The organism is Paenibacillus sp. NN59 (genome assembly GCF_057597225.1).
The window spans coordinates 1,997,060-2,022,426 of sequence record NZ_CP199678.1 but is presented as its reverse complement, the minus strand read 5'-3'; the positions used below and the strand labels follow the sequence as shown (position 1 = coordinate 2,022,426).

The window sequence follows — 25,367 nt, the reverse complement described above, 5'->3', positions numbered from 1 at the left end:
AGCCACCTCTTGCTATAGACGGTGTTCTCATGCATAACTTATAACCCATTATGTAAACGTTACTTTTGAAACAACTGGTTTGAACTTTATATGTGTTCGTTTATTTGTCGAACTTAATTTCACAAAACTGATCTTGATTACACATCATATATTCGGCTGTGTCAGGAATTACTGGCTCTGTTTCCCTGCACCATTTGATGTTCCGCCTGAGCAGCAGATCAATTGATTACGGGAAGAAAGGCCTTCCTTCTATGGCCAGCCTCAATTACTAAGGAGGCATACTATCCATGGATGTACGCGAAACAGACTTGCCGGGAATCGGCAAAAAATTTCAAATTGAAACGAGCAGCGGTGATAAAATCGTCATTATTATTCACGATGATGGACGCCGTGAAATGTATCATTTTGAATATGATGACCCGGATCAAAGCATCTCTATGATTACACTTGACGACAATGAGGCAAGACAAATTGCCGCGATCGTTGGCGGATTAACCTACAAACCGAAGCAACTTGAAAATATTGAAGTTACCTTTGATGATCTGATTATCGAATGGTACAAAATCGAAGCTTCATTCGGATGCATTGGCAAATCCATTGGTGAATTGAATGTACGTCAAAACTCTGGCGCAACGGTCATTGCCGTTGTGGAGAAAAATCACAAAAAACACATCAGCCCAGGTCCGGAGGTTGTGATTAGCGCAGAATCTACGGTAGTCGCCGTTGGCGAACGCAACCAGCAGAAGCTTTTCAAGTCCCTCCTCCTGACGGGAAGGGGGTAACTCGATGGATCATTTGATTTTTGAAGTGGGTTTGGCGCTGGTGCTTATTGCAGCAGCCGGCCTTTTATCCGCAAAACTGAGATTTTCGGTTGTTCCGTTCTATATTCTGATCGGGATGGCCGTGGGGCCACATGCCATGCAAATCTGGCATTTGGACTTCCGATTTATCGAAAGTCAGCCGTTCATCAGCTTTATGGGACGGATCGGTATTCTCTTCCTGTTGTTTTATCTGGGACTGGAATTTTCAGTTGGCCGTTTAGTCAAATCGGGTCGCTCCATCGTTGTTGGCGGCTCGATCTATATCGGGATTAACTTCACACTCGGATTAGTGTTCGGTTTTGCTTCCGGCTTCCCGGCCGCTGAAGCGCTCATCGTCGCAGGGATCACAACGATCTCTTCCAGTGCCATTGTAGCCAAGGTGCTCGTTGATTTAAAACGAACCGCCAATCCCGAGACCGAAATGATATTGGGTATTATTATGTTCGAGGACGTATTCCTCGCCGTATATATCTCCATCCTTTCCGGACTTGTACTCAGTAGTTCTTCCTCCGTCGGAGGCGTCATTGTGTCCGCACTGATCGCTCTGGCCTTCATGCTCGTCGTCATCATTGTCGGACGCAAAGCGACACCGTTGCTGAATAAACTGCTCAAAATCCGGTCGAATGAATTATTCTCACTTGTTGTTTTCGGGGCATTGTTCCTTGTCGCTGGTTTCTCCGAAACGATCCATGTTGCTGAAGCCATCGGTGCGTTGCTCGTCGGTCTTGTGCTTGCGGAAACGGAACATGCTAAACGGATCGAACATCTGATTCTACCTTTCCGAGATTTCTTTGGAGCTATCTTTTTCTTCAGCTTCGGACTATCTATTGATCCGTTATCCCTTGGTGGTGAAGCCGTTTGGCTTGCTTTGATTGCTGTAGTGATTACACTGTTTGGTAACTTCCTCGCAGGTATGCTGGCTGGGCGCAGTGCAGGGCTTTCACCAAAAGCATCTGCTAATATCGGATTAACCATTGTATCTCGTGGTGAGTTCTCCATTATTATGGCCAATATGGGTAAAGCCGGTGGACTGTTACCATTGCTTCAACCATTTGCCGCGCTGTATGTATTAATCCTTGCTATTCTGGGGCCGCTATTAACCAAAGAGTCCAAACACGTATTCCGTATTTTGGATAAAATATTCAAGTTCAAAGATCCTCGCAAGAAAAAAGAAGAACCTAAAGTTCTGCAGAAAGAAGGCTAAGTAACATGTCTGTGCAGAGCAGACATATGTTTGTATTAAGCAACTGAGCGGCTACATGCTGACCTTTCTGTGAAGAACCCAGGGAGAATGGCTCGAAGCCGCACTGAAGGAGGATGGACATGTGAAAACACCTCTGATATCGGCTAATCCGGTGCCACGTACTACGAAGAGTAGCATAGCGCCCTCCCGCCGCTGGCTGAATCTGTTTCTGGTCATCATTGGCGGAATACTGGCCTCCGTGGGACTTGAGTTGTTTCTGCACCCCAATAAAATTATTATTGGTGGCATAACAGGAATCTCTTCCCTGTTCGCACACTGGACGGAGCTACGAATCGGCTTATTCCTGTTTTTATTCAATGTTCCGTTTATATTTTTATCCTACAGGATCGTGAAGAAAAAGTTTGTACTTGTAACTGTTCTGGGTTTGGTTGTCTTTTCGATCGGTGCCATCGTGCTACATCCCATGCCGCCGCTCGTCGAGCATCCCTTGGCTGCTGCCATGTTTGGCGGGTTATGCCTAGGGCTCGGAATCGGGCTTGTTGTTCGGTATGGTGGGACACTGGATACGCTGGAAATCGGTGATCCGTCCTCCCGGCCGCCTGAACGTGTGTTTAGCGGGAAACGGATGCTTATCGAAAAAATAATCATGCTGCTTAACTTGATCATACTGACAGCTGCTGGTGTTGTTTTTGGCTGGGATCAGGCCATGTATTCTATCATCGCTTATCTGATTGCCTATGAAATGGTGTACCTTGCATTCCGGGGATTCTCCCCCAAACGCAAAATATGCATTCTGACCACGCAACGTGCTCAAGTTGAAAAAGCTGTACGAAACCGCCTGCGCAGGGAACCAGGGAAGCTAAGTGCAACACTTGAGTCTTCCCCGATCGCTGACGCGGAGGTCTGGATCAAACAGATTCCAGGAACACTTTATTACGAAGTACATTTCCTGGAAATGATCTGGTTAAAATCCATTGTTCGGCACATTGACCCTCACGCAGGTATTATCTCGAATCCAGAAAAATGAAATAGCTAGCGAAAATAACGATATAACAAAACGCTCTCTTCCCATGAACTAATGGATCGTTCTCCATTGCTCATTAACCGGGAAGAGAGCGTTTCTTCGTACACATCTTCAAATTGTGAAAATTTATAATTCTACGATTGCTTTAACCACTTGAGATTCGGGTAACAGCCAAGTGTCCATTGCGGTTGGCAGCTCTTCAAAAGGTGCTCGATGTGTGATATAACCATCCATCGTTAATTTTTTTTCACGCAACGTCGATAACACCTGTTCAAAATCCTCACGTGTTGCATTCCGGCTGCCCAGCATACTCATCTCACGCTTGTGAAATTCCGGGTCATGGAACGTAATGTCGGCTTTCACCAGTCCAACAAAAATCAACTGTCCACCGTGAGCCACATAAGGTATCGCGCCATTCATGGAATGTACGTTACCTGTCGCATCAAATACAGCCGTGGCATAATCACCGCCAGTAATCTCGGATACCCGCTGCAGAGCCTGTTCATCCGCCTGCACGATCTCATCCACACCGGCCCAAGTTCGGCTCAATTCCAGCCTGTCCAGATTTCGATCCACAGCAATAACGTATGCACCTGCTTGTTTGGCAAAGGCCATGACTCCCAGCCCGATAGGTCCGGCTCCAATAACAACGACACGCTCTCCTGGTTGAAGTGAAGCTCTGCGCACAGCATGAGCCCCAATGCTAAGTGGTTCAACCATAGCTGTTTCATCTAATGTTAACCCCTCTGCTCTCAGCAGATGGGAGACAGGCACTGTAATCCGTTCTCTCATCCCACCGTCCACATGTACGCCCATCACTTGCATGGATGCACAACAATTGGTTTTGCCTGAACGACAAGCAATACAATGTCCACAATGCAGATAAGGAGTAATGCTTACCTGGTCTCCCGGCTGTAAACCTGCCTCGTTCGGGCCAATCTCTTCGATAACGCCTGCAAGTTCATGACCAAGTATACGAGGATACGTAAAAAAAGGCTGATTGCCTTTGTACGCATGCAAATCTGTACCACAGATACCAATTCGCTGGATAGCGACCAGTGCTTCTCCCTCACCTCTTTCGGGCTGCGGAAGTTCCTTCAGCACCAAACGATCAATTTCTTCACATACGATAGCTCTCATCACTGTTCCCCCTCAGATCCATTCGACGATATATTTAACTACCCGTTATATTCAGCACGACCACTCGGCCAAGTTTCATTGTTTAATGGAGCCAGAATAAATAATACCTCTTCCAGAAGTTGCTTATCTATAGGTTCTTCAACCCAGGCCGCGTTGTTGACAATGTTTTGCTGGCTCGCACTACTAACGAGAGTTGTTGGGATTTGTTCATTTGCTGTAGAAAATTGTACTGCCAGCTTGGCGATATTACTGCCTTGTTCCTCGCAGAAGCGGGCAGCTTTCAAACAAAGCTCTTTTACCCGTTCACCCGCTGGATGCCAAGCCGGTGTTCCGCGCGTGCTAAGCAATCCCATTGAAAGTGGGGAAGCGTTTACAAGTCCAACCCCTTTTTCCTCTAGTAACGGCAGTAGCGATAACAATGACGTATCATTCAGAGCATAATGACAATAGGAGATAATGGCATCCGCATCAAGCTGCGGCAACATTTTTTCGAATAAAGGCAACGGCAAACCGCAGATTCCGGCGTAACGAATCACGCCCTTCTCTTTCAGTTCTAACAATGTTGGAAAAGCTTCTTCAATGATGATCTCAGGAGCCACAAACTCGATATCATGTAAAAATAAAATATCAAGATAATCCGTATGCAACCTTGCCAGACTCTCTTGTACACTCTCCAAAATACGCTTGCGAGAAAAATCAAACTCGTTCTCACCATACCGTCCAGCTTTGGTTGATAACGTATAAGAGCTACGCGGCAAACTACGGATTGCTTCACCGAGTACCGTCTCCGCCTTGGTTAAACCGTAGTACGGCGACACGTCTATATAATTCATACCTGCATCGATCGCTGCATGAACGGTACGAATCCCTTCATTCCGGTCAATATCACGAAATACAGAGCCCAGTGATGATGCGCCAAAGCTCAAAACAGGTACGTCTAATGCTGTCTTTCCCAATTTTCTTGTTTTCATCAATTCGTTCCTCCCAGCAGGTTTGACTACACAACTGTCCCTCCATTGTATCAGTTAAAAATCTATATAACATATCGTCAAATGCGTAATATGTACTGTTTAATGATCTCGATTCCTGGATAAAAGGAGAACTGTACCTGAATCAGGTACGCACAACGAAAAGGGCCAAAGCAGGTTTAACCTACTTTGGCCCTTTTAAGCGGAACGAGTTGCTATTTACTTCACATGATGTGACATAAATTAAAAACCATATTGCTTTTCTATAAATGTAGGGATTAGTTCTGCATTACGAAATCTTTAGGCACAATGCTTTCTTCATCAAACATACGCAGAATATCGTAACGGGTGTTGCGCTGTGCCGGAATATAACCAGACTCCCGAATCAGACGCAGAATGGATTCAATGTTCACTTTGTATGTTGCTCCTGCGGAGGATACAACATTCTCTTCAATCATCGTGCTGCCGAAGTCATTACAGCCGAATTCGAGTGATTTCTTCCCGATTTCAGGTCCCATTGTGACCCAGGAAGATTGGATGTTTTTAATGTTATCTAACACCAGACGGCTAATCGCTACCGTTTTCAGGTACTCCTGTGGAGTCTGACGCTCCAGCTTAAGGTTCGTATTATCTGGCTGGAATGTCCACGGAATAAAAGCGAGGAAGCCTTCAGAATCATACTTATTGGCAATACACTCATCCTGCGCTTCACGTACACGCATCAGATGCAGCGCACGCTCTTCCATGGATTCACCCAGACCAATAACCATCGTAGCGGTTGTATTCATACCGATTCGGTGAGCAGTCTGCATCACATCCATCCAGTCGCGCCATGAACCTTTCAGACGGCTGATTTTGCGGCGTGTACGGTCATCAAGAATCTCGGCTCCGCCACCTGGCAAGGAGTCAAGTCCCGCCTCGTGAATGGCACGCACTACCTCTTCCAGCGTAAGACCATCGGATACTTCAACCATTTTCATAATCTCAGCTGGTGAGAAAGAGTGCATCGTAATATTCGGAAAACGTTCCTTGATCGCTTTCAACAAGTCCGTATAATAGCTGAAAGGCAGATTTGGATTCGTTCCACCTTGCATCAGAATTTCGGTTCCGTTGACATCTTCAGTTTCCTTGATTTTCTGGAAAATCACTTCATCTGGAAGCACATAACCTTCTTCTGAACCAGGTCTGCGGTAAAAAGCACAAAAACGGCAGTATACGTCGCACACATTCGTGTAATTGACGTTACGCCCAATAACAAATGTTCTGTATGGTTCAGGGTGCATACGTTTCATGATTACATTGGCAGCTGCCCCGATTTTGTCCACTTCGTCTGATTCAAATAACTGAATCGTGTCTTCCAAGTCTAAACGTTCGCCCCGAAGGGCTTTATCTAAGATACGGTCTACCGTACTCATCGTAAAAAAGCCTCCCTCGTAAAGAGAAAATAATACGACGATCACTCCCGGCTTGTTAGCAAAAAGCAAGTCGTGGCTGTAATATCGCATTTTTGTACTCTACATATCGTAACACAGGTTACATGTGAAAAAAAGCACCTTATGAAAAGGTGCTTATAAAATAAGTTAAAATTTTGACATATGAAAACCGTTTGAATGCTAGCTGCATCCGATTTTAAAATGCACCTATTTAGTCGTTCAATTTATAGCGTAGCCTGCAACGCTTGCTCGAGATCAGCAATCAGATCATCAATATCCTCAAGCCCTACAGAGAAACGCAGCAACCCATCGGTAATTCCACGCTCATGTCGAACTTCCGCAGGCATAGCTGCATGAGACATCATCGTTGGGTACGAAAGAATGCTCTCCACTGCTCCCAGACTTACAGCTACAATGGGTAGTTTCACCTGATTCAGGACAGCTTTTGCACGATCACCTGAACCGACGTCAAACGATACTACGGCTCCGTAACCTGTCGACTGACGCTCATGCGCTTCACGGCCCGGATGATCCTCAAGTCCAGGGTAATACACAGCTGTTATATCCTGACGCCCTTTGAGCCATGCGGCCAGTTTGGCAGTACTCTGTTCACTGTGAGCCATCCGCGCACCCAGGGTCTTCATCCCGCGCATCAGAAGCCAAGATTCCTGAGCTCCGAGAACGGTACCTAGTCCGTTTTGCAACTGTTTCAATTGTCTGCCCAGCTCGTCTGTACGCGCAACAGCCAGACCAGCCAGCACATCACTGTGACCACCGAGAAACTTCGTAGCACTATGTACAACGATATCTACGCCGAGCTCAATAGGACGCTGATAGTACGGTGTCATAAACGTATTATCCAGAATGGTAATCAGATCATGCTCCTTGGACCAGGACGTCACTGCGGCAATATCCGTAATCTTCAAGGTCGGATTGGATGGTGTTTCCATGTATACGGCCTTCGTGTTAGGCTTGATTGCTGCTTTGACTTGTTCAATGTCGGTCATGTCAACAAAAGTAGTCTCAATCTGCATCCGACTTAGTATCGTTGTGAGTAGACGATATGTCCCACCGTATACATCTTCCGTTACGATGATATGATCCCCTGCGGAGAACATCATGAACACACTGGAGATTGCAGACATCCCTGACGAGTATGCAAATCCGCGTACCCCGCCCTCAAGCAACGCGATGTAATCTTCCAGAGCCTGGCGAGTCGGATTACCTGAACGGCTATAATCATGTTGCGGCGGATTAAAGATATCAAAGTGATGGAACGTGGAAGCTTGATAAATCGGTACACTTGAGGCACCTGTTGTTTTATCAATTTCATCTCCAAAGTGAAGCAGCTTGGTGTCAAACTTCAGCTCCGACGTACTGGGCTTATGGTTACTCGATTCACTCATGAGGTTACGCCTCCTTCAACTTCCTTCTGTGCTGCCAGCAATGCTTCATTCAGATCCGCGATCAAATCTTCTGCATGTTCGATGCCTACCGAGAAGCGAAGCAGACGATCGTCCACACCTACAGCGTCACGAATTTCAAGCGGAATATCCGCATGGGTTTGCACCGCAGGATACGTCATGAGTGATTCTACACCACCGAGACTTTCTGCAAATGCAATTAATTGGATATGACGCAGCAATGGCTCAACATAGCGTGCATCCTTCACTTTAAACGAAAAAATGCCTGTATTGCCGGAAGACTGCTTACGCTGAACTTCATATCCAGGGTGATCGGACAAACCAGGATGGAATACTTCAGCTACAGCCGGATGTTCCAAGAGGAACTTCGCAATGGTAAGTGCGTTATATTCATGACGCTCCATGCGAAGAGCCAGTGTTTTCATACCTTTCATCAATTGATATGAATCACTCGGTGATAACACAGCTCCAATAGAATTATGAAGGAACGCCATCTCGGCAGACAAGGCCTCACCTTTGGTGATGATCAATCCAGCGAGCACATCATTATGTCCACCCAGATATTTAGTCGCACTATGGATAATAATATCGGCGCCAAGTTCAATCGGACGCTGGAAGAATGGAGTCAGTAGCGTATTATCTACAATGGTTAATAGATTGTGTTTTTTCGCCCAAGAAGCAACAGCTTGAATGTCCGTAATCATCATGAGCGGATTAGTTGGTGTCTCGATGAAAACAGCCTTCGTATTCGGCTGACGGATGTTCTCTAATGCTTCCAGATCGTTCGTATCTACATAACTTGCGGTTACACCGAACCGGGATAAAATCCGTTCCAACAGGCGATATGTACCGCCATACAGGTCAAGAGAAACGATCAGGTGATCCCCTTGGCCGAACATCGCAAAGATCGTTTGCAGTGCTGCCATGCCCGAGCTACAAGCAAAACCTGCATCACCGGACTCTAGAGCAGCTGCTGCTTCCTCTAACACTTTGCGCGTTGGGTTTGTTGTACGGATGTAATCAAACCCCGTGCTTTGTCCCAGCTTCGGGTGACGAAACGCAGTGGATTGATAGATCGGAAAGTTAACAGCACCTGTTACGGGTTCATTGATGGACCCAATTTGAGCTAAACGGCTTTCAATTTTCAACTTGTTATCTTCCATTACTGCATCCTCCTGTAATCTGGATTAGATTTGTGGGCCAATATCGTAAGGGGTTTCCTGATACACATAGTAATTGAGCCAGTTAGAGAATAATAAGTTAGCGTGTGCACGCCATGTAGCCGGAGGTATCCGAGAAGGATCGTCCTTTGGATAGTAGTACTTCGGCAGCGCGATGTCCAATCCCTTGGCAACATCGCGGTCATATTCCCATTTCAATGAAAACGGATCATACTCGGCATGTCCTGTGGCAAAAATTTGCTTCCCGTCCTTGGTGGCAACCAGGAATACTCCTGCTTCTTCGGACTCTGCCAAAATTTCGAGTTTATCATTTTTCTCAATATCCTCACGTCTTACCTCCGTGTGACGGGAGTGTGGAACGTTGAACACTTCATCAAATCCACGCAGTATCGGAACATGAGGTTTGTTGATCGTATGCGGGAATACGCCAAAACACTTTTCATCCAGCGGAACTTTGGGTACATCAAAATGGTGGTATAGACCTGCTTGAGAAGCCCAACATATATGCATCGTCGAAGTTACATTCGTTTTGGTCCATTCAAAGATTTCCTGAATCTCTTCCCAATAATTCACGTCCTCAAAATCCATTTGCTCTACCGGTGCACCGGTAATGATCATCCCGTCAAAACGGCGATGCTGGATCTCATCAAATGTTTTATAAAACAGATCCAGGTATTCTTGAGATGTGTTCTTGGAAGTGTGGGATTTGGGGTGTACCAGCACAACATCCACTTGAATCGGTGTATTACCTACCAGACGAAGCAATTGCGTTTCCGTCGTTTCCTTCGTAGGCATCAGATTCAGTATGGCGATCCGGAGTGGACGAATATCCTGCTTGTATGCAGATGATTCGTCCATGACGAAAATATTCTCGCTCTCAAGCACTTCTTTGGCTGGTAATGTGTCTGGAATTTTAATTGGCATAGTGAGTTGACTCCTCCTTTTTCATGGGTCGCATCTGGTGCGAAAATCACGCTCTGAGAAGCTCTGCATATGACAAAGACCTCTCTCGGATTCCGAGAAAGGTCATATGTAAACAGATATGCGCCTCTCTCATCTCTCAGTTACAACAGCATCACAAGGATGCTTGGTCGCTGCAAGAATTAGCACCGTGCGTTATATCGCCGGTTGCCGGGTTTCATCGGGCTGGTCCCTCCACCTACTCTTGATAAGATTTCGCTGTATTCAATTTTAATTCAGATATATTAACTTTTACTTTAAAACATTACTGCCCTCACGTCAAGAACCAGTTGATTGGTTTTGAACCTAAACTCGGAACCGTTCATCATCCGTTGTCATACACTGCCTCAGAGCGTGAAATAGACACATTTTTGCGCTTGAAAGCACCCTAGACCAGCGGTATACTAGACAAGTGTTTATAAGCCCTTATGTGAGAGGTGACATATTAAATGGATGGCGACCCGAGGCCCAACTGGCAGTCGAATTCCGAACAACTGCATAGAGAATTGACATCAGCATGTCGGCAGCGGGACGTTTCTTCCGTTTGATTATAGATTGACAACGCAGTACAGTCCTGATAACAGGCTCCGCTGCCGACCGGCTGATCTGTTCTTTTGCGCCCATATTAACGATGAAATCCGCCAAGACGGCGGGTGCAGAAGGAGTAGATAACATGAAAATCCGGTTGGTTAACAACGGTGTATTTATCCCGGTGGATGACATTCAGCAAGCGCTGACTCCACCAGCAGAAGGATTCTACTGGATTGATGCGGACGTGGACGATTTGGCTGTACTTCAGCCGCTGTTCTCCATGCATGATCTGGCTGTTGAGGATTGCTTGAGTGATGAAGAACAGCGTCCGAAGATTGAAATTTATGAGAACCATTATTTTATCGTGATTAATAGCATTCGTTTCGATGATGAAGAGATCTTCCTGCGTGCAGTCAATCTCTTTCTCGGTAGACATTTTATCATTACGGTTACCAAACAAAAGATCAGCGAACTACGTACATTGAAGCCGATTCTCTGGGAACAGGAAATCAGCAGTCCAGATCGTCTCCTCTACTTGCTTGTTGACTTGATTGTGGACAATTACTTCACCGTTGGTGATCGAATTGAAGCGCGAATTGAGAAACTTGAGGAAGACATTCTGATGCATACCAAAAAGTCACATCTGAATGAGATTATCGGTCTGCGAAGCGAGATTTTGTGGCTTAAGAAAGTACTGGGACCTCAAAAGGAGGTCATCAATACACTCAACAAAAAAGATCTGCGTCTCATTGATGATCAGCTGCAAAAATATTTCAGCGACATTTACGAGAACGCCGTAAAAATATCGGAAACCTTTGAAACGTACCGCGATCTGATGGGCAACTTGCGAGAAGCCTACCAGTCCAGTATCGCTAACCGCGCGAATGAGATCATGCGTGTGTTTACCGCCATCACCACCGTGTTCATGCCTCTGACCGTTATCACCGGTATTTATGGAATGAACTTTGACAACATGCCCGAATTACACTGGAAATACGGGTATTATGCTGTTATCGGCCTGATGATTACACTCGGCCTGACGATGTTCTTTATTTTCCGTAAAAAAGACTGGATCTGAAACGACCGCTCTATCCGCTATATCATACCATTTAAAGAATAAGACGAAGCGCTCCTTCACAGGGACGACTTCGTCTTTTTTAATATCACCGCCTCACGGCGTATTTTAGCTAACCAACATTACGCTCTGTTTCAGTATGTCTCCGAAAACGGATGCGAATCATCCGTAACCGTTCATACACTTGCTCCAAGCTTCCTCCTTCAGGGCGCTCTCCTCCGTAAACTTTATGTAACACAGGCTTCAGAAATGTATCTCCTAACTCCTCATATGCGTTCCATACCGCCTCTTGTTCAGTCTCAGGCATAACGGCCAGTTCTACATCCAGCAATGAATCCGTGTCATACCCTTCCAGATCCAATGTTTCGAGCAGTTCGATTAATTCACGCCGGGATAGACCAGATCGATTCACGATCTCTTCTAAGGTTTGTCCCTCTTTCATGCCTTCCAGCACGTGCTTACGCGTAATGAATTTATCCAGTTCCTGCTTGTACTTCTGCTCTTTCTGCTTATATAACCAACTTTCGTACTCTTCTTCTTGCAATACGATGTACACCCAGTCTAACGGAAAAGGTCTCGATTGTTCGATTCCACTCATCATTTCAAGCCATTCCAGCCCATATTCTGCTGCTTTGCTCTCACCAACACCCGGCAGTTGCATCAGCTCATCCATCGTATGTGGAACAAACGCACTGATCAGCCGCAACAAACGATTCGTCGCTATAAAATAAGGAGCCTTCCGATCCGAAGCCGCTTTTTGCCTGCGCCATGTGCATAAATCCTCATACAATTGTTCATTTCCGTATAATTCACTAAAACAATGCAGACGCTGGCCTGCATAACTACGTAGCTTCAGATCCTCATTCTCATTGTACAACCCATGCATCAATGGACGATACCCTTCGCTCATCTGCATGGCAAGTTGATGACGATATATGTGCATCAGCTCTTCCCACGAATGACCTTCATACCAGATCGTATCTTCCCGATCCCCTGCTTCATAACGACTCCATCCCAAGTGCCAAGTATTCTCCTCCTCGCCAATCCATAACTGGGCAATCTGTTCATGCTGATCAAACACTCTGGATAATTTGTTCATGAAAATGACTTCCATTACTTGTTCCCTCCTTTGGACGATACAGCCTGTTCGATTAACGAAGGTATTCTCTGTCTCTGTCTCCAGACAACACAAAAAAGCACCTCTCCCGCAGATCGCTGCAAGAGAGGTGCTTCCTCATTAACCGTACTATGCTGTTGCTCACATCATACCATACTGGTAAATTTCGTCAATCCCTAAATGCGTTTATTTGACAAGGCCAGTTTCGCCAGTGCCAGCGAACCACACAAGCCAGCATTATCTCCCAGACCTGGTGGAACAACATACGCCTCAATTCCAGCATGAAGTGACGGATGCTGCACATAGCCTGCCAGCAATTCCTGTAGTTTGCTACGAACCATCGGGAATAGGTGCTCCTGCTTCATCACACCTCCGCCCATCACTATTTTCTGAGGCGAAAGAATCAGCACATAATTCATTAGAGCATGTGCAAGATAATGCGCTTCAATCTCCCAGGCTTTGTGATCTGCTGGCAATTCATAAGCAGGTTGTTCCCAGCGCTTGTTCAGGGCCGGCCCCGCCGCAAGCCCTTCCAGACAGTCTCCATGGTATGGGCAAAATCCTGCATATGAATCTTCGGGATGTCTCCGCACGATAATATGGCCCATCTCGGGATGAGACAGTCCGTGCACCATTTTTCCGCCAACGACAGCTCCTGCACCGATGCCTGTACCTACCGTAATATACAGACAGCTATCCAGCCCCTGCGCAGCTCCCCAAGTGGCTTCACCCAAAGCTGCTCCATTCACATCGGTGTCAAACGTCATCGGTACATCAAAGTGTTCTTTGAGTTTGCCAATCATGTTGTACTGTCCCCAATGCGGCTTCGGTGTTGTCGTAATATAACCATAGGTTGGACTTCCTTCAATGGGATCAATTGGCCCGAAAGAACCTACCCCCATTGCTTCAATACCTTTGCCCTCAAAAAAAGAGATGACCTGAGCCATCGTTTCTTCCGGCGTGGTTGTAGGGAAACTAACTCGTTCCAGGACCTCTCCGTGTTCTGTACCAAGGCCACATACAAATTTGGTTCCGCCTGCTTCAATCGCACCTAAAACTGTCATGTTGATCTCACTCCTACGTTGGTTTGTAATAGGAACACTGCCGTATCCATATAGCGGTTCGGACTATTCAGCAGGGCTCAGTTACGCTCAAGCTTGTTCAACCGTTTAAGCAATGTCTGTTTCCAACTATCCGAGAGCACAGGAATAGAGAGTAGAGCCTGCATCCCTTCCACGTCCTGTTTCCCCTGATGCATGATCCGGTTAGCTTCAAGAATCGTCATGTATGAAGTATCTGTTCGAACTCTTCTTAAACGTGATGCAGGGCCAACTTCTCCCTCTTGCAATACTCGAAAATAAAAACCGGTATGCCCGCTTTCCTGAAAATATACAGGCAACTCCTTGTAATCATATCTTATCCCCAGCTTGAAACATGGTTGTCTCGGCTGACTGACTTGCACCTGCGCATCACCGAGTTCAAATACATCACCAATGCGAACCTCTTCCTCAGCGCATCCTGTAACGGTCAGATTCTCTCCGAATGCCCCCCACTCCAGCTTACGCTCCATCAGACGCTCAATCGCAGAATAGCGACTATGATCGTATACACAAACAGCTTTATCTGGACCACCGTGGTGCACCAGATCCGCTTGAGCATCCCCTGTCATTCCAGTGAATGACAGGAAAACCGGGGCGGAGACAGGATGTTTCACAATACCACTCAACACTTCATTTTTCTGGCCAGGCAATGGCTTAGGTTGCCCTATATTAATCGCCAGAACTGCCGTGCTTGCCTCTTCTGTTATCGAATCGGGTACAGGTGTCATGCCACATCATACCTCCATGATTACTTTTTATCGAACAGAACCACCAAATACTAATGTATTACTTAACAGCCGCCCTGGAGAAGTCAGCATTTTGCCACCTGCATACATCCCAGAGGATGCACCGCCATCCAAGTTCATCGCCTGTTTAGCTCCCAGCTTTTGCATCACAGCTGCCCATTCTTTTATTGTAGCACCAGAAACGGTAGCAAGCATCACCGAACCGTCGGCCATAATCGCAATTCCGCTTCTCGCTCCGGATGCATTCAGAATTTTGGGATCTTTGAACCCCTCACTTGCCGGATTTACCGATACCTTGCCATCCTTCACCAGACGCGGGCCAGCCCCCACAGCTGTGACCACCTCCTGCCACGGAATTTCCTGACCGGCTGCGTTCGTATATCTGTAATTCATCTCTACGGTGGAGCCTACCGTAAATCGGTCAGCTGTGGACTTCTCTCGACCTGTGAAGACAAGAACAGAACCGTTTTTGGGAATCGCTACGTTTGTATTCGGTACTTTTTTGGTCACAACACCCTTTTCCATAATCACTGCCGTTCCGCCCTTGAAACCAACATTGGCTCCACGTTCTGGGGTGTACAGCATCGAGATGCTTGCATCTGCTGAAGGTGTCCGGTTAACAAATGTTGCATACCAGCCGCTTGATTTTCCTTTCGTATCTGTGACCGTGCCCGTTAAGCTCACTTGAAGCGAATCCATTATCGCCGACCCATCTGCCTTAAAACCGATGGATGTGCCATATCTTCCTATATGTATAACTTTACCATTTGCTATTAACATCCCGTAGGGATCTGGTGCTCCATGATATGCTTCAAAAAAAGCTCCGTTGATTGCTGCTTGTGCGCCGTACGCTTTTACAATAGACGGCAATGTAGCGGTTTGACCAACCTGTTTCTTAGCAAGTCCTACGGTTACTGGTGTTCCTTTTGGAATCGAAACGGTCTGTACACTAAAACTACGTCCTGCTGCCTTCACTTTCTGTACTTTAACGCTAATGGCTGCTTTGGCATCCGCTGTCTGCGGTGCACTTACTGCCCCCGACAGCAATACCGGAAGTGCGAGGACGAGGGCCATTGCCCCAGTCCACCACTTTTTACTCGTTTTTTTCATCGTCACGTTGCTCACCCTATCGCCACTCCCATCCAAGAACCTAGGCTCTTCATCTCAAGTTGTTCAAACTTGTCCATCACCGTATCCGGGTCCAGACGCAATTCACAGCCTTCCAGCGTACAAGCCACCGGAACTGCACAGTGAATCTCTGCCAGCCTGCGAGACAGATGCAACATATCGAGATCACTCTCGATTTTTTTACGTACCGAAGGGGTAAGTTGATCCAGATTGCTTAAAATCCCTTCAATCGATCCATACTCTTGCACAAGCTTCAAAGCCGTTTTCTCGCCAATTCCGCGTACCCCGGGATAATTGTCGCTGGCATCTCCCATCAAACCCTTCATGTCAATAACCTGACGTGGTGTCAATTGTTTCTCAGCCATCAACGTTTCGGGATTATACACCATGTAGTTGCCGTGACCTTTTTTCATAATAATGATACTTGTGCGGTCATTAATCAGCTGTAACATATCATGGTCTCCGGTCAGTACCATCACATTCATATCGGTTTCTTCAGTGTAATATTTGGCAAGTGTTCCGATACAATCGTCAGCCTCATACCCTTCTGCACCAATATTCGGAATGTTTAGACTATCCATCACTTCACGAATCAGAGTAAACTGGGGAATAAGGTCATCTGGTGCTTCAGCACGATTACCTTTGTATGCTGCGTACTCCTCACCGCGAAACGTCTTGCCTCCCATATCCCAACAGCAGATGACATGGCTTGGTCCAAACGTCTGAACCGCATCCCAAAAATAACGGATAAACCCATAGACTGCGTTGGTCGGAAGCCCTGCCTTTGTACGTCTGATATATCCGCTTGCAGAAGTTGCATAGAATGCCCGGAACAACACTGCCATACCGTCTACCAGTAACAAAGTAGGTTCATTACGTTGATTCACTTGAATTTGTTCTCTCCTTGATCTATGAAAGCTGGAACAACAATTGATTCCAACTTCAATAGCATATTAAATATCGAAACTCATTCTATCATTATAACATAGTTACGCCAACCCTCATGGAGCATAAATATGCCACTACCTCGTCCAACCAAAAAAGCCCTGAATTGCGAACAATTCAAGGCTTAGCTCTGGTGAATGTCTTAGGCGTTGTTCCATTCCTGCTCATACGTATCTTCCTTGAAACCCACGGTGACTTTGTCTCCATCGGTTACGATCGGACGTTTGATCAGACGACCATTGGAAGCTAGTAACGCAATCTGCTCATCCTCGGACATACCTGGCAGTTTGTCTTTCAGCTGTTGCTCTTTGTAGACTTCTCCACTGGTGTTAAAAAACTTTTTCACTTCAAGTCCGCTTTTTTGAATAAGCTCTGTCAATTCGTCTTTCGATGGTGGTGTATCAAAAATAGGAATTAGCTCCAGTTCATGCCCTTTCGCTTCCAACCATTTCACAGCCTTACGGCACGTACCACATTTTGCATATTGGTATACTTTCAGTTTTTTCATGGATGTTCCTCCCACTCGGGTTTTGGTCTATCGCTTCCCTTGGTTTGCTCCGCAAATCCAAAAGTCGCTCCATCCCAATACCCTCGCTCAGCAATTTTTTTAGTCGAATGCGGGCTTATCGCCCCTCATTACGACGTGATTTTTCAACATTTATTCCAACATTTCTAGAGCTAGAGATTTTACGAACTCAAGCTTAACTACCTTAAAGCCTGAAGAATCTTAAAAGCTCTAAAACCTCTCTAGCCCTCGGCATGCTGTTCAGCTGCGCTACTCGCTGAACTGTAAGGCTCAAATACCTTAAAAGCTCAAAACCTCTCTAGCCTTCGGCATGCTGTTCAGCTGCGCTGCTCTCTGAACTCTAAGGCTCAAATATCTTAAAAGCTCTAAAACCTCTCTAGCCCTCGGCATGCTGTTCAGCTGCGCTACTCGCTGAACTGTAAGGCTCAAATACCTTAAAAGCTCAAAACCTCTCTAGCCTTCGGCATGCTGTTCAGCTGCGCTGCTCTCTGAACTCTAAGGCTCAAATACCTTAAAAGCTCAAAACCTCTCTAGCCCTCGGCATGCTGTTCAGCTGCGCTACTCGCTGAACTGTAAGGCTCAAATACCTTAAAAGCTCAAAACCTCTCTAGCCTTCGGCATGCTGTTCAGCTGCGCTGCTCTCTGAACTCTAAGGCTCAAATACCTTAAAAGCTCAAAACCTCTCTAGCCCTCGGCATGCTGTTCAGCTGCGCTGCTTTCTGAACTGTATACACTTTTATTTTCGAACATGCAGCTGCGTCCTAAATCCGAGGTTACTTTTCCGCTTGGGTTTGTCCCTCTGCTTCCTGAAGCATTACTCTCGGGGCCGCCTCGGTATCCAAACGTTTTTCCAACGCGGCCATATCTGGCGGCAGTGGAGCCTGGAATGTCATACGTTCCCGGAGGATCGGATGTTCGAATATCAGTTCACACGCATGTAGCGATTGGCGTTCAATCCACGTATCCCGTTCCTCACGAACAGCCATTGTCTGCTCATCCACGTTATGCACTGGCAACGTCTTATACATCTGATCACCGATCAACGGGCAACCGATAGACGTCATATGTACCCGGATCTGATGGGTTCGTCCACTCTCCAGCTTCAAACTTACAGCACTGGCACTTCCATCATCCCAGCGAGACAACGTTGTGTAGAGCGTTCTGGCCGCATATCCGTCTGGTGTAACGATACGGCGATGCGGTTCCTCGGGATCGCGATCAATTGGCCCGTCAACTGCCCCCTGTTCGGGAACAGGGCTGCCATGCACCAGTGCGATATATTTTTTATCCACAGTGCCGGCGATCATCTGCTCTGATACATGCTGGTGCACATACGGGTTTTTGGCAATCGCCAGCACGCCGGATGTTTCCTGATCTAATCGGTGGATTGGACGGAAGCGGAATTTCTGGCCTTTTTGTTGCCAATAATGCACCACACCATTAGCTAAAGTACCTGTATAGTGCCCATGGGTTGGATGCACGATAATTCCGGCATCTTTATTCACGATCAGCAGATGTTCGTCTTCATACAACACAGCGAATGGAATATCCTCTGGTAAAATATCATCGGATTCCTCTCGCTCCATCCGAATCTCCACCAGATCACCTGCACTCACTTTGACACTGATATATACCCGTTCACCATTCAGCATAACACCTTGTTCGGTGAGTTTGATTTTGGATAAAAGCTTACGCGAAACCTGAAGCCGCTTTTGAAGCACGGTTTTTAGCAGCCAGCCGTCCTCTACTTCGGTCACCGTGTAGGCAATCGGTGCATAATATTGGCTCATTCTTTGCGGCGGAATACTTTTTTGCTCCGCACATATTCAATGTCCGCAACTTGTTGTCTTGCATTGGCTGTCCGTGCAACAACAAAGAAGTAATCCGAAAGACGGTTCAGATACCGGCGCACCGACGGATTAATATCCGTATGCTGTCCCAGCGTAACGGTACGGCGCTCTGCCCGGCGGCACACTGTGCGGCACACATGTAGAGCAGATGAGAGTTGACTTCCGCCAGGGATAATAAAACGTTCCACTTTAGGATTTTCAGCATCATATTGATCGATCCACTGCTCCAGACGTGTGACCATCTCATCCCGTACTTTGTACTTTGTCTCACTTATTCGCACAAAAGCCAGATCTGATCCACAGTCAAAGAGCTCCTGTTGCACTTCAAGCAAATGTTCGCGCAAATCCTCAAATTCTCTGTTAGCAGAGTCAATCAAACTGATTGCTTGACCCACAAAGCAATTTAATTCATCAATCGTGCCATAAGCCTCTACCCGATCATCATCTTTGATAACTCGGCCTCCAATGACTGAAGTCTGGCCTTCATCACCGGTTCGTGTATATATCCCCATCATAATCCCTCCAATTGTGCATCAATCATTTATCAAACGCTGAAATATCTTACCCGATTACCCAAAGCTCGTCTATCCTTCATCTTCATAACGCAAATGCAGAGCTTTCAGATCAATCGCAAGTCCAGACACCAGCATAAACATCTGTTTTGCATTAGACTGCAGAATCCGGTTCACCGAAGCCATTCTCGCCGCAAAAATACGTTCCTCTTCTGACGGATGTAAGCTACCTTGCATCTCATTTGTAATGATAAGTATTTTCCCCTGATAGGATAGCAGTGCATCTAGTAACCGTTGTGTTTCCACACGTTGCAGATCCAGATCGGTTGCTTCCCTGAAACTCGCTGCCATCCAGGACGTCAGGCTATCCACAATCAACATGCGTTGATCCGCCAGAAAAAGATTGGATTCCCGATTAATCTGGTTCACCACTTCAGCAAGCTTCGGGCCGTTCCCCACCTGAATGGCACGATAATGAGCGGATGGCAATTCGGGAATTACGGAATCATGATCACCAGTGGACAAATATACACCTTCCCGGCTCATTTGAGCCGCATATTTCAGCGCAAAGCGCGTTTTTCCGCTGCCCATACCGCCTGTGACCGTAATCAGCAATCCGTTCCCTCCTCCCATACCTGTTCTAGATAGATGTTATTCTGTCAGCGCCTTGAGCACTTTTTTCGACTCTTCAATGTTAGCCGCTGACAATGGAATGGTAGCGAACAGATTGCTTGGGGCATAGTTTACATCCTTGAACATCTGCATATTCTCCAGCGGAATACCGTACAAGTGGGTTTCTTTTTTCATATCAGATCCATCGTCGCCCTTCCCTTTTTCAACCAATACAGATCCCTCAAATACACCACGTTCATATTTCTTGGGATCAAATGTATCATCTAGCGGGACATTCGAGCCGTTCTGACCATACTGTTTCATATCATTTTCAGGCAAGATAAAGATATCATGGCTGCCAGCGGCATATTCAACCAATATTTTTTGAACATCATACATCGCACTTGTAATGATTTCTACTTTTGGTTCTTCACCAAGCTTTTGCTGCAGATTTGTTTGTAACTGTTCCGAAATACCCGATGGATTACCCTGGTTATCAATAATAAACACCGTAAAACCATCTTTACCGCCACATCCGGCTAATATAAAGATTAATGAAATTATTGCGGTCAGTCCCCAAAATCTCCTCATTCCAGTTCCCCCTTTAGTCTCCTAACTCCAATATATCACAATTGTTCCACGCAAAAAAATAACCCGTATTCGACATTACATTAAAGTACATAACAAAAAGGAGACCCTTTCGGACCTCCTCTCTGCCGTGTTACAAATTATATCATTCTACATGTTCCTAGCATATATCCATCAACCCGATATTTACTTCGGTTTGACCGGATTAGCCTTCATGTATTCGTTAATTTTCAAGTCCAGCAAACTGCTGATTTCAATCACAATGTCGGATGTAAATGATTTCTCTTCCAGAAAAATCTGTTCCATCTTGCTGCGAAGCATGCGGATCTCATCTTCCAAGGAAATGTTATGCAAGGATGCGTCATCAGGGTTCACCGACCATCGGTCGCCATGATCGCTTTCTGCCAGAACGTGTCCACGATTTGTCGGTAAATCATATTCAACACAAAACAAAGCTAACCCCTCCTCAGAAAATAATTTTCCAAATATATGAAATCCTATTTCAAATTGAAATTATATCATAATATTTTGTAAAAGAAAGTATTTTTTTGGAAAAGTACCAAATGCCTTATTTATACTGTAGTTCTTCTTTGTATTAACCCTCTTTTTGAACTTTGTAAACAAAATTTCCGATACGTTCCAAAGCTTCGTTTAACTGGGATACTGAGGTCGCATAAGAGCAACGTAAAAATCCTTCTCCTTGCGGCCCAAACACGTTACCTGGCACCGCAGCCACCTTGTTCTCCGTTAACAATCGTTCAGCAAACAGATCGGAGCTGAGGCCTGTCTTCTGAATACTCGGAAAAGCATAAAACGCTCCCTGCGGTTCATGGCAATCCAGTCCAATATCACGGAACCCCTGTACGATCAAACGTCTGCGCTGGTTATAGGATTCGACCATTCGGTCTTTCTCACCCAGGCCATTTGTCAATGCTTCGAGAGCTGCTACCTGACCCATTGCCGGCGCACACATTACCGTGTACTGATGGATTTTGAGCATTGCTGCAATGAGTTCAGGATGTCCACACATATATCCAATCCGCCATCCCGTCATCGCAAACGCCTTGGAGAAACCGCTCACCAAAATCGTGCGATCTTTCATATCGGGAATTGAAGCGAAGCTAACATGTTTTTGATTATAAGTCAACTCAGCATATATTTCGTCAGCAATGACGATCAAATCATGTTTTTTGATGACCTCTGCAATCGGCAGCCAGTCTTCGTAGGTCATGATCGCCCCTGTTGGGTTGCTTGGATAACATAAAATAACAACCTTCGATTTCGGTGTAATGCTAGCTTCCAGCGCTTCAGCCGTTACCTTGAACTGATCCTTTGCATATGTCTCTACCCCGACAGGGATACCTCCACCGATGGAAGCAATAGGAGAGTATGCGACATAAGATGGCTCAGGGATAAGAATTTCATCTCCGGGCACGATCAATGCACGCAAAGCAAGGTCAATTGCTTCACTTCCACCTACGGTGACAATAATCTCATCTTTCGGATCATACTTGGTATCAAACTGCGTATCCAGATAACTGCTGATTGCCTCACGCAACTTCGGCATACCTGCATTCGATGTATAACTGGTCATGCCTCTCTCGAGGGAGTATACACAAGCTTCACGCATGTGCCACGGTGTTACGAAATCCGGCTCGCCTACACCAAGCGTGATGATATCTTTATTGTCGCCCACCAGATCAAAAAACTTGCGGATGCCGGATGGCGGGATCTGTTTCACGAGCGGAGCCAAATATGAGGACATTGTTTTGTTATTCCCGGTTGTCTGTTCATTCACTATCATGACACATCTTCCTTTACGGCGAGATCATGAGACGGTTGTCTTCCTGATGGTCTTCAAAAATAATCCCGTCCTGCTTATATTTTTTAAGAATAAAATTCGTCTTGGTTGACAGTACTGAATCAATCGGAGACAGCTTCTCCGATACAAAGTTAGCCACTTCACGCAGATTACCACCCTCTACTTCAACAAGCAGATCGTATGCTCCTGACATGAGGTAAACCGACTTTACTTGCGGATAAAGATAGATTCTTTCCGCAATCCCTTCAAAGCCACGCCCACGCTCAGGTGTAATCTGAACTTCAATTAGGGCCGTCACTTTCTCATCATCAATTTTGCTCCAGTTCACTACCGTTGCATATTTTACGATGACGTGTTCTTGTTCAAGCTGCGCTACAGCAGCTTTGATTTTATCTTCCGACTCCCCCAGCAGCGTTGACAGCAGTGCGGGAGTCCTTCTCGCGTCTTCCTTCAACAGATCCAGAACTTTAAGTTGCAGATCGTTCAACTCTTTCATCGTTTTCCCTCCAGCGTCATCCAGGTTCCTAAAATGAATTAATACTTATATTACATGAATTCAACGTTGGTGCATAGACAAAAGACCGCCTGCCTTCAATTCAGGCAAGCGGTGGTATGGTCTTTAAGCAAATGCTTCAAAACCCTTATCTACAGGTTACATGTAATAAGGGTTGCCGTAATTCGGTTGACGCGGAGATACATTTGGCACTTGACCATAAGAGCTAGTTTGTACAGTTTTTTCTTGCACGAATTGCTGACATTTCTGCTGTGCTTGGTGTGCAGACTGAATCTGCTTGTCCAAGTCCTGACGCGGTGCTTTAGCAGAAGCGGAGTACATGTTGTTCTGCTGCATCAGGTTAAACAGTTCTCCTTGCAGGCGAAGTGTATCATTCGTCAAATCATTGAACATAGTGCGAACCATCGGACAGGAAGATTCTGTTGTAGCCGTTGTGTATTCGCGCGAAGTTCGTCTCAGGTCTGCAAGAATGGTTTTTAACAAATCCTGTTCTTGCATAAAAGTTCCGGTTTGATTATACATGTGTGTTTTCCTCCTATGTGCTGATTTATTGCTGTGGGTTGCTTGTTGATGTGAATTATTGTGATTGGGAAGGTGCAAGAGATTGATGCTGATGCAATGTTTGAATCAATGTGTTCATATGTTGCTCATGAGAGCGAACATATTGATTCAATGCCTGTTGAATAGCCGGATGTGTAGATATGGAAGCTGTAGCTGCACATTGCTTGATCAGCATCTCCTCGTTGGAGATGGAATCGGCAATATAGTTCAATTCTTTTGGACTCAGGGCTTGCATTTGTGAATGTTGCATGTACGTCGTACCTCCTAGATCTATAGTTTATGCGAGTTTATTGTTACCTTGAAATACAAAACTATACCAATGTGAAGACAAAGGAGCTGGTTCAATTGGATCTTGTATATGGCACACCTTACTGGCCTTCAACTTATAAATCGGATGTGGATTATCCCTCTTTAAATGGCGACATCTCTTGTGACTGCTTGATTATTGGTGGCGGTATGGGAGGTGCACTGACTTCAAGGCTGCTTGCAGAGCGTGGATTCGATACGGTTGTCATTGACAAGCGAAAAATAGCACATGGAAGCAGTTCAGCCAACACCGGCCTGCTACAATATACCAATGACAAAACGTTGACATCGTGCATCAACACATTTGGAGAAGCAAAAGGGGTACGCTTTTATCAGCTGTGCCGTGAAGCCATGCAGCAGCTTTCCGAAATTGCCGGGAGTCTGAAGACCGATCCGTGGTTTATTCCGCGAAACAGCTTTTGTTTTGCCAGCAGCGAAGAAGATGTTTCTTTGCTAGAGGAAGAATATCAGACCTTACAAAAGCATGGATTCGAAGCAGAGCTATGGAACGCAGACCAAATCAAAAGCCATTTTCCTTTTGTGAAACCAGCCGCCTTATACACCAGAGGAGATGCGGAAGTAAATCCGTATCGGTTTGTGCAAGGGCTGTTTGAGTCGGCCGTTCAACATGGGGCACGTATCTACGAACAAACAGAAATGATTCACTGTGAATATGACGATGAAGGGGTCTTGTGTTATACTCCCCATGGCAAAATTCGAGCTAAGCAGATCGTTTATGCAGCCGGTTATGAAACGCAAGAGATCAAAAAAGACCGGGGAGCGTATTTGAAAGCAACGTATGCTATAACAACCAAACCTCTGTCTGATCTGAGCTCTTGGCATGAGCAAGCTATGATCTGGGAAACGGCTCGCCCTTATCTATATATGCGTACCACGCCAGACAACCGCATTATCGTGGGTGGACTTGATGAAGAAACACCGGACAAGGATCAGCGCGAGCTCCGTTCCAAAAATCAAGGCGATGTTCTGCTAGATGAGCTCAAAACATATTTCCCGCTTGATCAGCTAGAGGTGGATTATGCTTGGGGTGCTGTATTTGGTAATACACATGATGGCCTTCCCATCATTGGTACGCATCCGGATTACCCACATTCATACTTTGTCGAAGGGTACGGTGGGAACGGAACGGTGTACAGCATGATTGCGGCCTCACTGATCGCAGATGCCATTAGCGGCGTTCAGAATGAAGATATGAAGCTTTTCTCCCTAACAAGAACGAGCAAACCATCTCCAGCCTAAACGCAAAAACACATTGGAT

General features: G+C 46.0%; 26 protein-coding genes and 1 riboswitch. Of the genes, 5 read left to right on the top strand and 21 right to left on the bottom strand.

Annotated features, from left to right (window positions below):
- The first annotated feature begins 287 nt into the window (after positions 1-287).
- The 3 genes from ACT89M_RS09105 to ACT89M_RS09095 all read left to right on the top strand — a co-directional run bounded on the left by ACT89M_RS09105 (position 288) and on the right by ACT89M_RS09095 (position 3,052).
- Positions 288-782: a cation:proton antiporter regulatory subunit gene (locus ACT89M_RS09105; RefSeq protein ID WP_090919862.1), complete on the top strand. Its 495-nt coding sequence runs from the start codon at positions 288-290 to the stop codon at positions 780-782.
- A gap of 4 nt (positions 783-786) precedes the next feature.
- Positions 787-2,025: a cation:proton antiporter gene (locus ACT89M_RS09100; protein ID WP_154886865.1), complete on the top strand. Its 1,239-nt coding sequence runs from the start codon at positions 787-789 to the stop codon at positions 2,023-2,025.
- Positions 2,026-2,146: 121 nt separating this feature from the next.
- Positions 2,147-3,052: a YitT family protein gene (locus tag ACT89M_RS09095; protein WP_186809566.1), complete on the top strand. Its 906-nt coding sequence runs from the start codon at positions 2,147-2,149 to the stop codon at positions 3,050-3,052.
- A gap of 123 nt (positions 3,053-3,175) precedes the next feature.
- Here the strand turns inward: ACT89M_RS09095 and ACT89M_RS09090 are convergent, their stop codons facing one another.
- The 6 genes from ACT89M_RS09090 to metA form a co-directional block, all read right to left on the bottom strand.
- Positions 3,176-4,189 (bottom strand): zinc-binding alcohol dehydrogenase family protein, encoded by a 1,014-nt coding sequence (locus tag ACT89M_RS09090; RefSeq protein ID WP_154886869.1) that lies wholly within the window; start codon positions 4,187-4,189, stop codon positions 3,176-3,178.
- 38 nt (positions 4,190-4,227) lie between these two features.
- The gene (locus tag ACT89M_RS09085) at positions 4,228-5,160 is read right to left on the bottom strand and encodes an aldo/keto reductase (protein ID WP_154886872.1); all 933 of its coding nucleotides are present in this window, start codon (positions 5,158-5,160) and stop codon (positions 4,228-4,230) included.
- A 275-nt stretch (positions 5,161-5,435) separates the two neighbouring features.
- Complete coding sequence (mqnC, locus tag ACT89M_RS09080; protein WP_090919848.1) at positions 5,436-6,572, bottom strand: cyclic dehypoxanthinyl futalosine synthase; 1,137 nt, start codon at positions 6,570-6,572, stop codon at positions 5,436-5,438.
- A 242-nt stretch (positions 6,573-6,814) separates the two neighbouring features.
- A complete protein-coding gene (locus tag ACT89M_RS09075) occupies positions 6,815-7,996 on the bottom strand; it encodes a trans-sulfuration enzyme family protein (RefSeq protein WP_154886874.1) in 1,182 nt (393 codons plus the stop codon).
- Positions 7,993-9,177, bottom strand: a complete 1,185-nt coding sequence (locus ACT89M_RS09070) for an aminotransferase class I/II-fold pyridoxal phosphate-dependent enzyme (RefSeq protein ID WP_154886876.1) — start codon at positions 9,175-9,177, stop codon at positions 7,993-7,995. Before ACT89M_RS09070 ends, ACT89M_RS09075 begins: the two co-directional genes overlap by 4 nt.
- Before the next feature lie 24 nt (positions 9,178-9,201).
- On the bottom strand, positions 9,202-10,119 hold the full coding sequence (gene metA, locus ACT89M_RS09065) for a homoserine O-acetyltransferase MetA (RefSeq protein WP_090919840.1): 918 nt from the start codon (positions 10,117-10,119) through the stop codon (positions 9,202-9,204).
- Positions 10,120-10,245: 126 nt separating this feature from the next.
- Positions 10,246-10,370, bottom strand: a riboswitch (SAM riboswitch).
- A gap of 458 nt (positions 10,371-10,828) precedes the next feature.
- On the opposite strand from metA, the gene corA reads away from it, so the two are divergent.
- A complete protein-coding gene (gene corA, locus ACT89M_RS09060) occupies positions 10,829-11,764 on the top strand; it encodes a magnesium/cobalt transporter CorA (RefSeq protein ID WP_090919837.1) in 936 nt (311 codons plus the stop codon).
- A gap of 109 nt (positions 11,765-11,873) precedes the next feature.
- Here the strand turns inward: corA and ACT89M_RS09055 are convergent, their stop codons facing one another.
- The 15 genes from ACT89M_RS09055 to ACT89M_RS08985 all read right to left on the bottom strand — a co-directional run bounded on the left by ACT89M_RS09055 (position 11,874) and on the right by ACT89M_RS08985 (position 24,032).
- Positions 11,874-12,875: an HRDC domain-containing protein gene (locus ACT89M_RS09055; protein ID WP_154958249.1), complete on the bottom strand. Its 1,002-nt coding sequence runs from the start codon at positions 12,873-12,875 to the stop codon at positions 11,874-11,876.
- Between the two features lie 179 nt (positions 12,876-13,054).
- Entirely contained in the window at positions 13,055-13,942 is an 888-nt protein-coding gene (locus ACT89M_RS09050) for an ROK family protein (protein WP_308722132.1), read from the bottom strand.
- Positions 13,943-14,019: 77 nt separating this feature from the next.
- Entirely contained in the window at positions 14,020-14,706 is a 687-nt protein-coding gene (locus ACT89M_RS09045; RefSeq protein WP_308722133.1) for an MOSC domain-containing protein, read from the bottom strand.
- Between the two features lie 27 nt (positions 14,707-14,733).
- Positions 14,734-15,849, bottom strand: coding sequence for a phosphodiester glycosidase family protein (locus ACT89M_RS09040; RefSeq protein ID WP_221786411.1), 1,116 nt, complete (start codon positions 15,847-15,849; stop codon positions 14,734-14,736).
- Positions 15,846-16,739 (bottom strand): 5'-3' exonuclease, encoded by an 894-nt coding sequence (locus ACT89M_RS09035; RefSeq protein WP_154958253.1) that lies wholly within the window; start codon positions 16,737-16,739, stop codon positions 15,846-15,848. Before ACT89M_RS09035 ends, ACT89M_RS09040 begins: the two co-directional genes overlap by 4 nt.
- 200 nt (positions 16,740-16,939) lie before the next feature.
- On the bottom strand, positions 16,940-17,305 hold the full coding sequence (locus tag ACT89M_RS09030) for an arsenate reductase family protein (protein WP_308722134.1): 366 nt from the start codon (positions 17,303-17,305) through the stop codon (positions 16,940-16,942).
- A 791-nt stretch (positions 17,306-18,096) separates the two neighbouring features.
- Entirely contained in the window at positions 18,097-19,113 is a 1,017-nt protein-coding gene (locus tag ACT89M_RS09025) for an RluA family pseudouridine synthase (protein ID WP_308722135.1), read from the bottom strand.
- Entirely contained in the window at positions 19,110-19,685 is a 576-nt protein-coding gene (locus tag ACT89M_RS09020; RefSeq protein WP_308722268.1) for a cob(I)yrinic acid a,c-diamide adenosyltransferase, read from the bottom strand. The genes ACT89M_RS09025 and ACT89M_RS09020 overlap by 4 nt, the downstream gene beginning before the upstream one ends.
- A 72-nt stretch (positions 19,686-19,757) precedes the next feature.
- The gene (locus ACT89M_RS09015) at positions 19,758-20,300 is read right to left on the bottom strand and encodes a bifunctional adenosylcobinamide kinase/adenosylcobinamide-phosphate guanylyltransferase (RefSeq protein ID WP_186812213.1); all 543 of its coding nucleotides are present in this window, start codon (positions 20,298-20,300) and stop codon (positions 19,758-19,760) included.
- Positions 20,301-20,336: 36 nt separating this feature from the next.
- Positions 20,337-20,888, bottom strand: coding sequence for a type 2 periplasmic-binding domain-containing protein (locus ACT89M_RS09010; RefSeq protein ID WP_090922264.1), 552 nt, complete (start codon positions 20,886-20,888; stop codon positions 20,337-20,339).
- Between the two features lie 183 nt (positions 20,889-21,071).
- Positions 21,072-21,260 (bottom strand): aspartyl-phosphate phosphatase Spo0E family protein, encoded by a 189-nt coding sequence (locus ACT89M_RS09005; RefSeq protein WP_308722269.1) that lies wholly within the window; start codon positions 21,258-21,260, stop codon positions 21,072-21,074.
- Between the two features lie 220 nt (positions 21,261-21,480).
- On the bottom strand, positions 21,481-22,689 hold the full coding sequence (locus ACT89M_RS09000) for an aminotransferase class I/II-fold pyridoxal phosphate-dependent enzyme (protein WP_090922260.1): 1,209 nt from the start codon (positions 22,687-22,689) through the stop codon (positions 21,481-21,483).
- Between the two features lie 13 nt (positions 22,690-22,702).
- Positions 22,703-23,203: an Lrp/AsnC family transcriptional regulator gene (locus ACT89M_RS08995; RefSeq protein ID WP_145328963.1), complete on the bottom strand. Its 501-nt coding sequence runs from the start codon at positions 23,201-23,203 to the stop codon at positions 22,703-22,705.
- Between the two features lie 156 nt (positions 23,204-23,359).
- A complete protein-coding gene (locus tag ACT89M_RS08990; RefSeq protein WP_090922256.1) occupies positions 23,360-23,743 on the bottom strand; it encodes a spore coat protein in 384 nt (127 codons plus the stop codon).
- Between the two features lie 55 nt (positions 23,744-23,798).
- On the bottom strand, positions 23,799-24,032 hold the full coding sequence (locus ACT89M_RS08985) for a hypothetical protein (protein WP_090922254.1): 234 nt from the start codon (positions 24,030-24,032) through the stop codon (positions 23,799-23,801).
- A 95-nt stretch (positions 24,033-24,127) separates the two neighbouring features.
- Here ACT89M_RS08985 and ACT89M_RS08980 point away from each other — a divergent pair, with 95 nt between their 5' ends.
- Entirely contained in the window at positions 24,128-25,348 is a 1,221-nt protein-coding gene (locus ACT89M_RS08980) for an NAD(P)/FAD-dependent oxidoreductase (protein ID WP_253495886.1), read from the top strand.
- The last annotated feature ends 19 nt before the right edge of the window (positions 25,349-25,367 follow it).

What these genes read in the sequence shown, in the direction of transcription:
- ACT89M_RS09075 (WP_154886874.1), bottom strand. Translation starts at nt 7,996, where the DNA reads ATGAGTGAATCGAGTAACCATAAGCCCAGTACGTCGGAGCTGAAGTTT.
- ACT89M_RS09010 (WP_090922264.1), bottom strand. Translation starts at nt 20,888, where the DNA reads ATGAGGAGATTTTGGGGACTGACCGCAATAATTTCATTAATCTTTATA.
- ACT89M_RS09025 (WP_308722135.1), bottom strand. Translation starts at nt 19,113, where the DNA reads ATGAGCCAATATTATGCACCGATTGCCTACACGGTGACCGAAGTAGAG.
- ACT89M_RS09000 (WP_090922260.1), bottom strand. Translation starts at nt 22,689, where the DNA reads ATGATAGTGAATGAACAGACAACCGGGAATAACAAAACAATGTCCTCA.
- ACT89M_RS09020 (WP_308722268.1), bottom strand. Translation starts at nt 19,685, where the DNA reads ATGGGGATATATACACGAACCGGTGATGAAGGCCAGACTTCAGTCATT.
- ACT89M_RS09085 (WP_154886872.1), bottom strand. Translation starts at nt 5,160, where the DNA reads ATGAAAACAAGAAAATTGGGAAAGACAGCATTAGACGTACCTGTTTTG.
- ACT89M_RS09045 (WP_308722133.1), bottom strand. Translation starts at nt 14,706, where the DNA reads ATGACACCTGTACCCGATTCGATAACAGAAGAGGCAAGCACGGCAGTT.
- mqnC (WP_090919848.1), bottom strand. Translation starts at nt 6,572, where the DNA reads ATGAGTACGGTAGACCGTATCTTAGATAAAGCCCTTCGGGGCGAACGT.
- ACT89M_RS08990 (WP_090922256.1), bottom strand. Translation starts at nt 23,743, where the DNA reads ATGTATAATCAAACCGGAACTTTTATGCAAGAACAGGATTTGTTAAAA.
- ACT89M_RS09105 (WP_090919862.1), top strand. Translation starts at nt 288, where the DNA reads ATGGATGTACGCGAAACAGACTTGCCGGGAATCGGCAAAAAATTTCAA.
- ACT89M_RS09070 (WP_154886876.1), bottom strand. Translation starts at nt 9,177, where the DNA reads ATGGAAGATAACAAGTTGAAAATTGAAAGCCGTTTAGCTCAAATTGGG.
- ACT89M_RS09055 (WP_154958249.1), bottom strand. Translation starts at nt 12,875, where the DNA reads ATGGAAGTCATTTTCATGAACAAATTATCCAGAGTGTTTGATCAGCAT.
- metA (WP_090919840.1), bottom strand. Translation starts at nt 10,119, where the DNA reads ATGCCAATTAAAATTCCAGACACATTACCAGCCAAAGAAGTGCTTGAG.
- ACT89M_RS08985 (WP_090922254.1), bottom strand. Translation starts at nt 24,032, where the DNA reads ATGCAACATTCACAAATGCAAGCCCTGAGTCCAAAAGAATTGAACTAT.
- ACT89M_RS09030 (WP_308722134.1), bottom strand. Translation starts at nt 17,305, where the DNA reads ATGAAAAAACTGAAAGTATACCAATATGCAAAATGTGGTACGTGCCGT.
- ACT89M_RS09050 (WP_308722132.1), bottom strand. Translation starts at nt 13,942, where the DNA reads ATGACAGTTTTAGGTGCGATTGAAGCAGGCGGAACCAAATTTGTATGT.
- ACT89M_RS08995 (WP_145328963.1), bottom strand. Translation starts at nt 23,203, where the DNA reads ATGAAAGAGTTGAACGATCTGCAACTTAAAGTTCTGGATCTGTTGAAG.
- ACT89M_RS09100 (WP_154886865.1), top strand. Translation starts at nt 787, where the DNA reads ATGGATCATTTGATTTTTGAAGTGGGTTTGGCGCTGGTGCTTATTGCA.
- ACT89M_RS09090 (WP_154886869.1), bottom strand. Translation starts at nt 4,189, where the DNA reads ATGAGAGCTATCGTATGTGAAGAAATTGATCGTTTGGTGCTGAAGGAA.
- corA (WP_090919837.1), top strand. Translation starts at nt 10,829, where the DNA reads ATGAAAATCCGGTTGGTTAACAACGGTGTATTTATCCCGGTGGATGAC.